Raw genomic sequence first — 11,242 nt, forward strand, 5'->3', positions numbered from 1 at the left:
GCAAATATAAACCCGAGTAAAAAATGCCTACGGACAGGCAGGGTTGAATGCCGAAGCGTGGTTGAAAAGCCACATTATTGATAGGGTTAAAAGCCTACTTTTATAAGTTGATGTTAGGACATTAGTTCTAATTCGTATACATTTGTTAGTGTGGTGAAAGCACACGTCATCTTGTGAAACGATCAATAAAGTACGTAATATTTGCTACTAGAGAGTTAGGAAACATCAGGAACAGACATACTCAAAAGAAACAAACATAAACACGTCAGTAGATTGTAGAGCAGGTGCCAACCTGCTCTTTTTTCATAAGTTTCCTATAACACCTGATTTTAGCTCAGGTGTAGAAAATAAAGTAAAGGAGTATGTCTTCATAATGTTAAATCAGAACCAAGCTCCCATTTATGAGGGGTTAGTTAAGTTACGAAAGAAAAGGATTGTTCCTTTCGATGTACCGGGTCATAAGCGTGGCCGTGGGAATCCAGAGTTAGTTGAACTTTTAGGGGAAAAATGCGTTGGTATTGATGTCAATTCTATGAAGCCCTTGGACAATCTTGGGCATCCTATTTCGATTATCAGAGATGCAGAAGAGCTAGCAGCAGAGGCTTTTGGAGCTGCCCATGCCTTTTTAATGATTGGCGGGACAACCTCATCCGTGCAAACCATGATTCTTTCCACCTGTAAAGCAGGTGATAAAATCATCCTACCACGAAATGTCCATAAATCAGCCATCAATGCACTCGTTTTATGTGGAGCTATTCCCATCTATATCGAGATGAGTGTGGATCCCAAAATCGGTATTGCTTTGGGACTTGAAAATGATCGTGTGGCACAAGCTATTAAGGACCATCCGGATGCCAAGGCTATCTTAATCAACAATCCTACCTACTATGGGATTTGTTCAGACTTAAAGGGGCTAACAGAGATGGCCCACGCTGCAGGAATGAAAGTCTTAGTAGACGAGGCACACGGTGCTCATCTCCACTTTACAGATAAACTTCCTCTATCTGCTATGGACGCTGGAGCAGATATGTCAGCCGTATCTATGCATAAGTCTGGTGGTAGCTTGACTCAAAGTTCGCTTCTTTTAGTTGGCGATCAGATGAATCCTGAGTACGTGCGTCAAATCATTAACCTGACCCAATCAACATCAGCATCCTATTTGTTAATGTCTAGTTTGGATATTTCACGCCGCAATTTGGCCCTTCGTGGTAAAGAGTCATTTGAGAAGGTCATTGAGCTATCTGAGTACGCTCGTCGTGAAATCAATGCCATCGGTGGCTACTATGCCTACTCAAAAGAGCTAGTAGATGGTGTATCGGTTTGTGATTTTGATGTAACCAAGCTGTCAGTTTACACTCAGGGAATTGGGCTAACAGGTATTGAAGTTTATGATCTCTTACGGGATGAATATGACATTCAGATTGAGTTTGGTGATATTGGCAATATCTTGGCCTACATTTCGATTGGTGACCGTATCCAAGACATTGAACGCTTGGTTGGTGCTCTAGCTGATATCAAGAGACTATACTCACGAGATGGGAAGGACTTGATCGCTGGCGAATATATCCAACCAGAGTTGGTGCTATCTCCACAGGAAGCCTTCTACTCAGAGAGAAGAAGCTTAACCTTGGACGAGTCCGTTGGACAAGTCTGTGGGGAATTTGTCATGTGTTACCCTCCTGGGATTCCTATCCTAGCACCTGGTGAACGAATTACACAAGGTCTTGTCGATTATATCCAATTCGCAAAAGAACGTGGTTGTTCCCTCCAAGGAACGGAAGATCCAGAGGTCAATCATATCAACGTTATTAAGAGAAAGGAGAACTAGATGGATTTATGGTTTTCTGAAGTTCATACTCCAGATGTGAAATTATCATTGAGAACTGCCAAACAACTCTACGCTGGAAAAAGTGAATGGCAGGATATTGAAGTATTAGATACTCCAGCTTTTGGGAAGATTTTGATTTTAAATGGGCATGTCTTGTTTTCAGATGCAGATGACTTTGTCTACAACGAAATGACCGTCCACGTTCCTATGGCTGTTCATCCCAATCCAAAGAAAGTCTTGGTTATTGGGGGCGGTGACGGTGGTGTTGCCCAAGTATTAACACTCTATCCAGAATTGGAACAAATCGATATCGTGGAACCAGATGAGATGCTGGTTGAGGTTTGTCGAGAATATTTTCCAGATTTTGCTGCTGGGCTAGATGATCCTCGTGTTACTATTTACTACCAAAATGGACTAAGGTTTTTGAGAAACTGTGAAAATGATTACGACATTATCATTAACGATGCGACTGATCCATTTGGCCATACGGAAGGGCTCTTTACCAAGGAATTTTACGGCAATAGTTACAGAGCCTTGAAAGAGGACGGAATCATGATTTATCAGCATGGTAGTCCCTTCTTTGACGAAGATGAGTCAGCTTGTCGAAGCATGCACCGTAAGGTTAATCAAGCCTTTCCAATCAGTCGAGTTTATCAGGCACATATCCCTACCAGTCCTGCAGGCTATTGGTTATTTGGGTTTGCATCTAAAAAATACCACCCTGTCAAAGATTTTGACAAGGAAGGTTGGAAAAAACGCCAGCTTTTCACAGAATACTACACTGCAAACCTACATATTGGTGCCTTTATGTTGCCTAAGTATGTAGAAGACATTTTAGAAGAAGAGGAAGGAAGAAAATGAGTCGTTTATTAGTTATCGGATGTGGGGGCGTTGCCCAGGTTGCTATTTCAAAGATTTGTCAAGACAGCGAAACTTTTAAAGAGATTATGATTGCAAGCCGTACCAAGTCAAAATGTGATGACTTGAAAGCTAAATTAGAAGGCAAAACAAATACTAAGATTGAGACAGCTGCTCTTGATGCTGACAAGGTAGAAGAAGTGATTGCCTTGATTGAAAGCTACAAACCAGAAGCTGTTTTGAACGTAGCTCTACCATACCAAGATTTGACTATTATGGATGCTTGTTTGGCAACAGGTGTCCACTATATCGATACTGCCAACTATGAGTCTGAGGACACAGAAGACCCTGAATGGCGTGCTATTTATGAGAAACGTTGTAAGGAACTTGGTTTTACAGCTTACTTTGACTACTCATGGCAATGGGCTTACCAAGAGAAATTCAAGGAAGCAGGTCTGACTGCCTTACTTGGATCTGGTTTTGATCCAGGGGTAACCAGCGTCTTTTCAGCTTATGCACTCAAACATTACTTTGACGAAATCCACTATATCGATATTTTAGACTGTAATGGTGGTGACCACGGTTATCCATTTGCGACAAACTTTAACCCAGAAATCAATCTACGTGAGGTTTCTGCACCAGGTTCTTACTGGGAAGATGGAAAATGGGTAGAAGTCGAAGCCATGTCTATCAAACGTGAGTATGATTTCCCTCAAGTTGGTCAAAAAGACATGTATCTCCTCCACCATGAAGAAATCGAATCATTAGCAAAGAACATTCCAGGTGTTAAACGAATTCGCTTCTTTATGACTTTTGGTCAATCTTATCTAACTCACATGAAATGCTTGGAAAACGTTGGTCTCCTTCGTACAGATGCAATTAATTTTAACGGACAAGAAATCGTACCAATCCAATTCTTGAAAGCCTTGCTTCCAGATCCTGCAAGCCTTGGCCCACGTACTGTTGGTAAAACTAATATTGGATGTATCTTTACAGGTGTCAAAGATGGCGTTGAAAAGACCATCTACATCTACAATGTTTGCGACCATCAGGAGTGCTATGCAGAAGTTGGTTCACAAGCCATTTCTTACACAACAGGTGTTCCAGCTATGATTGGGACAAAATTAGTTATGGATGGTACTTGGAAACAACCAGGAGTTTATAACCTTGAAGAGTTGGATCCAGACCCATTCATGGAAGCTTTGAATAAATTCGGTTTACCATGGGTTGTGGTAGAAAATCCACAAATGGTGGACTAATGAAGTTAGAACAAGTACCAACACCTTCTTATATCATTGACTTAGGAAAATTAGAAGAGAATTGCCGCATTTTACAAGAGGTTCAAGAAAAAACTGGCTGTAAGGTTCTACTGGCTCAAAAGGCTTATTCCCTCTATAAAACCTATCCTTTGATTAGTCAGTATCTGTCAGGTACGACGGCTAGTGGACTCTATGAGGCTAAGTTAGCTAGAGAAGAGTTCCCTGGGGAAGTCCATGTTTTTGCGCCAGCTTTCAAGGAATCAGATATGGAAGAGTTGCTTAAAATATCTGATCATATTGTCTTTAACTCAGAGAGACAATTACGAAAATATGGTCAACGTTGTCGTGAAGCTGGTATCAGTGTCGGTCTACGCCTCAATCCTAAATGTTCAACGCAGGGTGACCACGCGCTTTATGATCCTTGTGCTCCTGGCTCTCGTTTTGGAGTGACTTCAGACAAGATACCTAGTGATTTGCTGGACTTGGTTGACGGGCTTCATTTTCATACTCTTTGTGAGCAGGGGGCAGATGATTTAGAGACAACCTTGAAAGCAGTAGAAGAGCAGTTTGGAGCCTATTTGCATCAAGTTAAATGGCTCAATATGGGTGGTGGTCATCATATTACGAGAGATGACTATGATGTGGACTTACTGATTTCTGAGATTAAACGCATTCGAGAAACTTATAACCTTGACATCTATATCGAGCCAGGAGAAGCTATTGCCCTTAATGCGGGCTATCTAGCGACAGAAGTCTTAGATATTGTTGAAAACGGGATTGAGACCTTGGTGTTAGATGCTTCAGCAAGCTGCCATATGCCAGATGTTCTTGAGATGCCTTATCGCCCTCCATTGAGAGATGGTTTTGAAGCGCAAGAAAAACCTTATACTTATAGACTCTCTTCAAATACTTGTCTTACAGGGGATATCATTGGGGATTACAGCTTTGAAAAACCGATTGAAATCGGTGATCGCCTCTATTTTGAAGACATGGCTATTTACTCCTTTGTCAAAAATAATACCTTTAACGGCATTGGGCTTCCAAGTTTGTATCTCATGGATAAAGAGGGTGAGTGCAGTCTAGTCAAAGCATTTGGCTACCAAGACTTTAAGGAGAGATTATCATGATGGACAGCCCAAAGAAATTAGGTTATCGGATGCCTGCAGAGTATGAACCCCATCATGGGACTCTCATGATATGGCCTACTCGACCAGGTTCTTGGCCTTTTCAAGGAAAGGCTGCTAAAGCAGCTTTTAGCAAGATTATCAAAACGATTGCTCAGGGGGAAACAGTCTACCTTTTGGTTGAGGAGGACTATCTATCTGAAGCACAATCCTATCTTGGAGACAATGTTGTTTATCTAGATATTCAGACAAATGATGCCTGGGCACGTGATACTGGTCCAACTATTCTCCTCAATGATCAAAGGGAAAAGTTAGCGGTAGATTGGTCTTTCAATGCCTGGGGTGGTGCTGTTGACGGTCTTTACCAAGACTATGAAGCAGATGACCAAGTAGCCAGTCGCTTTGCAGAAGTCTTAGACATACCTGTTTACGATGCCAAACCATTTGTACTGGAAGGCGGAGCTATTCATAGTGACGGTCAAGGAACTATACTTGTGACTGAAAGTTGCTTGCTTAGTCCTGGTCGTAATCCTCACCTGACTAAAGAGGAGATTGAAAAGATCTTACTAGAGAGCCTTGGTGCCGAAAAAGTTATTTGGTTGTCTTACGGTATTTATCAAGACGAGACAAATGAACACGTCGATAATGTTGCTGCCTTTGTTGGTCCTGCTGAGGTTGTTTTAGCTTGGACAGACGACCAAGATGATCCTCAGTATGCCATGTCTGCAGCAGATCTAGCTCTTTTAGAGAAGGAAACCGATGCAAAAGGTCGAAGTTTCACTATTCATAAACTTCCAATCCCAGCTATTCATCAAGTAGTGACGGAAGATGATTTGCCGGGCTATACTTATGAAGAAGGCGAAGAAGAACGCTATGCAGGTGAACGTTTAGCAGCTTCCTATGTAAATTTTTACATTGCTAATAAGTCTGTATTAGTGCCGCAATTTCAGGATGTAAACGACCAAGTAGCCTTGAATATTCTGATCCAGTGTTTCCCAGACCGTGAAGTTGTCGGAATTCCTGCAAGAGATATTCTTTTAGGTGGTGGAAATATCCACTGTATTACCCAACAAATTCCAGAATAGGAGAAAAAGATGAGAAATGTAACGGTTGCAGCTATTCAGATGCAATGCACTAAGGATGTGGAAACCAATATCCAAACAGCTGAACGCTTAGTTCGACAAGCTGCAGACAAAGAAGTCCAAATTATTCTCTTGCCCGAATTATTTGAACGTCCCTATTTCTGTCAGGAACGTCAGTATGACTACTACCAGTATGCCCAGTCGGTGACAGAAAATACGGCTATTCAGCATTTTAAAGTGATTGCCAAGGAATTAAAGGTCGTTTTACCGATCAGTTTCTATGAAAAAGATGGTAATGTATTATACAATTCCATTGCTGTTATTGATGCAGATGGAGAAGTACTAGGCGTTTATCGGAAGACACACATACCAGATGACCATTATTATCAAGAAAAATTCTTCTTTACTCCTGGAAACACAGGTTTCAAGGTCTGGGATACTCGCTATGCCAAGATTGGTATTGGCATTTGTTGGGATCAGTGGTTCCCAGAAACAGCCCGTTGCCTGGCACTAAATGGCGCAGAATTGCTCTTTTATCCAACAGCCATTGGTTCAGAGCCTATTTTGGATACAGATAGTTGTGGTCATTGGCAACGTACCATGCAAGGACACGCAGCAGCAAATATTGTACCAGTTATTGCAGCCAATCGTTATGGTTTAGAAGAAGTCACTCCTTGTGAGGAAAATGGGGGGCAAAGTTCTAGTCTTAATTTCTACGGTTCATCCTTTATGACCGATGAAACAGGAGCTATTTTAAGTCAAGCAGAACGACAAGGCGAAGCTATCTTGTTAACTACTTATGACCTTGACAAGGGAGCGAATGAGCGCCTGAATTGGGGTCTCTTTAGAGACAGAAGACCAGATATGTATAAAGATATTGTCAGATGAAAAAGCCTATCGTAGGCTTTTCTTTTTGGAAAGTCGTATAATAGAGGTAAGAAGAGTTGTGAGGTGTTCCCTATGTTTCACTAAGAAAAACCTGATTATAATCGCAAGCAATATGGTTTCTATACAATAGACGAATTGTTCCCAAAAGATCACTTTCTTCGACAAGTAGATTCAAAGGTTGATTTTGACTTTATTTATGACTTGGTAGAAGATACCTATAGTCCAAATAACGGTCGTCCTAGTCTTGATCCCGTCATGTTAGTCAAAATTCCTTTAATCAAATGTTTTTATGGTATTCGTTCCATGCGCCAAACCATGAAAGAGATTGAAGTAAACGTGGTCTATCGCTGGTTTCTTGGACTAACTTTAGATGATAAGGTCCCTCATTTTACTACCTATGGAAAGAATTACAGCCGTCGTTTTCAAGATAAAGAACTCATTTCTGAGATTTTTTCCCAAGTTCTCAACCATGCTTTGTATGCTGGTTTAATTGATCCTTCTGAAATATTTGTGGATGGTACCCATATCAAAGCGGCAGCTAATAGTCACAAGTATCGTAAGAAAATGGTAGACCAACAAGCTAAATTTATGAGTGAACAATTGGCAGTTGAGATTGATTTAGATCGGAAAAAACACGAAAAAAAGTCCTTAAAGCCCGCAAAAGAAAGTGAGGCTAAGGAAAAGAAAATCTCAACGACAGATCCCGAGTGTGGATGCTTCCATAAGGGTGAACACAAGGAAGTATTTGCCTATTCTGCTCAAGTTGCTTGCGATAAGCATGGATGGGCCTTAGCTTATACGGTTGAAGCAGGAAATGTTCATGATAGTCAGGCTTTACCTGCTCTTTTTTCAAAGTTAGAGCCATTCTCCCCACACTATATTATTGCGGATTCAGGTTACAAGACCCCAGCTATTGCCCATTATTTGTTAGAACGTAATATCATTCCTGTCTTCCCTTATACTCGACCAAAGGGAGTAAAGGGGAACTTAAGGCCTAGTAATTTTGTTTATGATGCAAGTGATGACCATTATGTCTGTCCAGAGAATCAAGTATTAAGCTATCGCACTACTACTCGAGAAGGCTACCGTGAGTATAAGAGTAATCCCAAAGTATGTGTTTCCTGTCCTTTATTATCCGTTTGTACCCAAAGCAAGAATTTTCAAAAAGTAGTAACGAGACATGTCTGGAAAGATGCCCTTGAATTTTGTGTGGAGATTCGTCACAAAAGAGAAATGAAAGAACTCTATAAAAAGCGCAAAGAAACAATTGAGCGGGCTAAGGAGTACCATAATTTGAGATACACTAGAGAGAAAGGAAAGTCCAAAATGGAGGATCAGGTTGGGCTTACTTTGGCGTGTTTAAATATCAAAAAACTGGCGAAATGGATAGGTGAACTGCACCCCAAAAGTTAGACAGAAAAAATCTAACTTTTGGGGTGTTTTATTATGAAATTGAATTATGAAGATAAAGAGACTTATTTTTATTTCAAGTGTTGGAAGCCTTAATGAAGTAACACAGCCATTTTCTCGAATTGCACTGGCGGCTTTTAAAAAACTTAATCCAGGATATATTGAAATGCACCAACGTTTAGTAAAAGTGATTGAGTCTTCAGACTTTGATTACACGATCATTCGCCCAGGTTCCCTCACCAATGCTGACAAAATTGCCTACAGTATTACACACCGTGATGAACCATTTAAAGGCTTGTTTGTCTCACGAAAAAGTGTTGCCGATTTTGTTGTGAATATTATTAAGTCTCCAAACTCGTATATTCAGGAAAATATAGGGCTCGCAGAGTAGACTCTAAAGATTATTATTCCGATATAGAATGGGGAATTATCAATTATTCTCGAACAGCAAAAATTCGGAATATAGTGAAAGGCCTAGGATTAACTATCTATCGGTTCTTCTTTAAGTGGTGACGTATCTTTCTAAAAGGTACTAAGGGGGTCGTAAAAAGTTTAAACATGGTGAGGTTTGTGTCAACACTACCAAATTCATGGGATTAAATCAAGATAGGAATGCAAACCTAGTCATTAATCCAGATCAAGTAAAGGTTCTCAAACATATCTATCATCAGTTCCTTAAAGGCTACAGTCCAAAAAGCAATCCCAAGGAACTAGACACCGAAGGTATCAAGGGTGGTCAGGAAAAGCAAACTGGTGTCTTTTGGCAATTCTAAAAATGCTTCAAAATGAGAAATACAAGGGTGATGCTTTGCTTCAGAAAACCTATACCGTTGATTTCCTGACGAAGAAACGAATTGATAATGATGGACAAGTTAATCAATACTATATCGAGAACAATCATGAACCAATCTTAGATAGAGAGAAGTGGGAGATTGTTCAGTTAGAAATAGCAAGAAGAAAGAAATTTAGAGAACAACATAAGCTCCAATTTTATATCATACAGAAGTAAAACAATCCCTTTACAACAAAAGTATTTTGCGCCGAATGTGGTTCAGCATTTGGTAGAAAAAATTGGACTACAAGTCGAGGTAAATGTAAGGTATGGCAGTGTAATAATCGATATAGGATTAAAGGCCGGGTTGGATGTTTAAACAATCATATCGATGAGGAAATAATTGAAAAAGCCTTTATGAAAGCGGTTGGACTGATAAAAGAACATAGATCTGATGTGGTAGCTAAATGGCAAAAGCTTGAACAAGGAACAAATCTTCTCCATAAGCACTATGCAAAGCAGATGTATCAGATACTAGATTTAGATAAATTTGATGGAGTTACCATGAATTAAGTTCTCGACCACATAAATATTTCAGAAAATGGACAAATTGTAGTAACTTTCCTTGAAGGAACTGAGGTAGATTTATAAGAGACTGTGACTGGGAAGTTGCAGTTTTTTGGTTGTTTTAGTGGTATAATAAGATTGAAAACTACCTAATGAGGTTCATAAATGACAGATTTCAAATATCCAAGTTTAGAAATGATTAAATCACTATTTGTTGGTACAAATGTATTAGAAAAAGTTAATATTGTGAGGTTTGATGATTTAGCGAAAACTTTTCATTATGGGGCATTTTTTCTATCATCATTTACTTCAGATTTTGACCAAGATTTTTTTCAAACTGGCTCTGACAACAAGTATGATTTTGCAGAAAATTTTTCATTTAGAAATAATTGTTCAATGGGAGGTCGGGCACTTATTAATTCATCTTCACTTAGACGTGAAAATCAGAAGCGAAAATTTAAAAAATCAAAGTATCCAAGTTCGATTTTTCAAACTGGACACATTCTTGGTCATCAACTGATTTATAATATTCCTAAGTTTAATTTTAACCCTAGTAATCAAGAAAATATATTTCCTCAATCAGAGTGGTCAAATAAAACTGTTTGGAAACCAAATAGTAATGAGGGAAATACATTTTCATTAATCGAAAACTTGATGTCAACTGCTTTAAAAAGTAAAAAGAATAAAGATGGGAAATTAAAGTTGTATTACCAGGTTAATCTCCTATACTCTAATGACGAACAAGTCCCTAGAGCAACGTTACAACAAATATTGTCAAATAATCAAGATATTTTTTCGAATCGAATAGTCCTCATCCCAAATATTGATTTGAAAACAAAAATAAACTATTTGGCATGGGATCATGTTGATAATATTTTCGTTGAATAATATAATTTCAAATCTTGAGTATCTATTTGGTTCTATAATATAGGTAACACCTATCGGCACATGTCGAGTGTGTAAGTTTATTAGTGAAATGTGGATAATCGTTCAAAAATCAGAAGGACTAGAGATGTATATGTTGGAATTATATCAAAATCCTTCTTATAAAGATCTAGTCGCATTTGGGTCCTTAAAAGAAGGAAAAGAATTTGTATCTAAAATAACTGGATATACTCTAGAAAATGAAAATGATTTTGTTCAAGGTAATAAAGTAGAAATAACGAACATTTATATGGAAGGTTTAGAGTAAACATGAGTCTCTTATTTGAAGAATTTAAAACCATTTGTTTCCATTTAAATCGAGCCGGAATTACACCGACACTGATGGGGTCTTTGGGATTGGAATTTAGAACGAAAGAAAATTGGGGGCCGTCTGACATTGACATTCATGTGCCTGGAGACCCTAGAGATTGGGAAGCACCAGATCATCTCAGAATTTATGACTGGGACAAGATAATGAAAGTGATGAAAGACTTAGGCTACGTCTTAATAGATATTCATGAGCATGAATT

At 39.1% G+C, this 11,242-nt stretch carries 10 protein-coding genes and 3 pseudogenes; all 13 read left to right on the forward strand.

All coding sequences use genetic code 11. The features are described 5' to 3' along the window. The first annotated feature begins 373 nt into the window (after positions 1-373). Complete coding sequence (locus tag ADH27_RS07235) at positions 374-1,828, forward strand: aminotransferase class I/II-fold pyridoxal phosphate-dependent enzyme (protein WP_009730806.1); 1,455 nt, start codon at positions 374-376, stop codon at positions 1,826-1,828. Beyond that, positions 1,829-2,689 carry a polyamine aminopropyltransferase gene (gene speE / locus ADH27_RS07240; protein ID WP_006596119.1) on the forward strand — a complete coding sequence of 287 codons (861 nt, stop codon included), beginning with the start codon at positions 1,829-1,831 and terminating at the stop codon, positions 2,687-2,689. Further along, positions 2,686-3,945 (forward strand): saccharopine dehydrogenase family protein, encoded by a 1,260-nt coding sequence (locus tag ADH27_RS07245; RefSeq protein WP_048717022.1) that lies wholly within the window; start codon positions 2,686-2,688, stop codon positions 3,943-3,945. Before speE ends, ADH27_RS07245 begins: the two co-directional genes overlap by 4 nt. Next, positions 3,945-5,072 carry a carboxynorspermidine decarboxylase gene (gene nspC / locus ADH27_RS07250; protein WP_009730808.1) on the forward strand — a complete coding sequence of 376 codons (1,128 nt, stop codon included), beginning with the start codon at positions 3,945-3,947 and terminating at the stop codon, positions 5,070-5,072. Before ADH27_RS07245 ends, nspC begins: the two co-directional genes overlap by 1 nt. Next, complete coding sequence (gene aguA, locus ADH27_RS07255) at positions 5,069-6,154, forward strand: agmatine deiminase (protein ID WP_048717024.1); 1,086 nt, start codon at positions 5,069-5,071, stop codon at positions 6,152-6,154. Before nspC ends, aguA begins: the two co-directional genes overlap by 4 nt. A gap of 9 nt (positions 6,155-6,163) precedes the next feature. Further along, positions 6,164-7,039, forward strand: coding sequence for an N-carbamoylputrescine amidase (gene aguB / locus ADH27_RS07260; RefSeq protein WP_048717026.1), 876 nt, complete (start codon positions 6,164-6,166; stop codon positions 7,037-7,039). A gap of 72 nt (positions 7,040-7,111) precedes the next feature. Further along, positions 7,112-8,422, forward strand: a pseudogene (locus ADH27_RS07265) (IS1182 family transposase); the annotation flags it as partial. Between the two features lie 76 nt (positions 8,423-8,498). Continuing rightward, positions 8,499-8,840, forward strand: coding sequence for an NAD(P)H-binding protein (locus ADH27_RS07270; protein ID WP_048717030.1), 342 nt, complete (start codon positions 8,499-8,501; stop codon positions 8,838-8,840). 384 nt (positions 8,841-9,224) lie between these two features. Then, entirely contained in the window at positions 9,225-9,458 is a 234-nt protein-coding gene (locus tag ADH27_RS10555; RefSeq protein WP_422664245.1) for a recombinase family protein, read from the forward strand. A gap of 66 nt (positions 9,459-9,524) precedes the next feature. After that, positions 9,525-9,794: pseudogene (locus tag ADH27_RS10560) on the forward strand (recombinase zinc beta ribbon domain-containing protein); the annotation flags it as partial. 159 nt (positions 9,795-9,953) lie between these two features. Next, positions 9,954-10,676 carry a hypothetical protein gene (locus tag ADH27_RS07285; RefSeq protein ID WP_048717033.1) on the forward strand — a complete coding sequence of 241 codons (723 nt, stop codon included), beginning with the start codon at positions 9,954-9,956 and terminating at the stop codon, positions 10,674-10,676. A gap of 130 nt (positions 10,677-10,806) precedes the next feature. Continuing rightward, positions 10,807-10,980, forward strand: a complete 174-nt coding sequence (locus tag ADH27_RS07290) for a hypothetical protein (RefSeq protein WP_239681779.1) — start codon at positions 10,807-10,809, stop codon at positions 10,978-10,980. Positions 10,981-10,982: 2 nt separating this feature from the next. After that, a pseudogene (locus ADH27_RS07295) lies at positions 10,983-11,242 on the forward strand (phosphoribosylanthranilate isomerase); the annotation flags it as partial.

Source organism: Streptococcus sp. 343_SSPC (genome assembly GCF_001072385.1).
Taxonomy (GTDB): domain Bacteria; phylum Bacillota; class Bacilli; order Lactobacillales; family Streptococcaceae; genus Streptococcus.

Excerpts from the sequence above, each read along its gene's own strand:
- speE (WP_006596119.1), top strand. The coding sequence starts at position 1,829 with ATGGATTTATGGTTTTCTGAAGTTCATACTCCAGATGTGAAATTATCA.
- ADH27_RS07245 (WP_048717022.1), top strand. The coding sequence starts at position 2,686 with ATGAGTCGTTTATTAGTTATCGGATGTGGGGGCGTTGCCCAGGTTGCT.
- aguA (WP_048717024.1), top strand. The coding sequence starts at position 5,069 with ATGATGGACAGCCCAAAGAAATTAGGTTATCGGATGCCTGCAGAGTAT.
- ADH27_RS10555 (WP_422664245.1), top strand. The coding sequence starts at position 9,225 with ATGCTTCAAAATGAGAAATACAAGGGTGATGCTTTGCTTCAGAAAACC.
- ADH27_RS07270 (WP_048717030.1), top strand. The coding sequence starts at position 8,499 with ATGAAGATAAAGAGACTTATTTTTATTTCAAGTGTTGGAAGCCTTAAT.
- ADH27_RS07290 (WP_239681779.1), top strand. The coding sequence starts at position 10,807 with ATGTTGGAATTATATCAAAATCCTTCTTATAAAGATCTAGTCGCATTT.
- ADH27_RS07235 (WP_009730806.1), top strand. The coding sequence starts at position 374 with ATGTTAAATCAGAACCAAGCTCCCATTTATGAGGGGTTAGTTAAGTTA.
- aguB (WP_048717026.1), top strand. The coding sequence starts at position 6,164 with ATGAGAAATGTAACGGTTGCAGCTATTCAGATGCAATGCACTAAGGAT.
- ADH27_RS07285 (WP_048717033.1), top strand. The coding sequence starts at position 9,954 with ATGACAGATTTCAAATATCCAAGTTTAGAAATGATTAAATCACTATTT.
- nspC (WP_009730808.1), top strand. The coding sequence starts at position 3,945 with ATGAAGTTAGAACAAGTACCAACACCTTCTTATATCATTGACTTAGGA.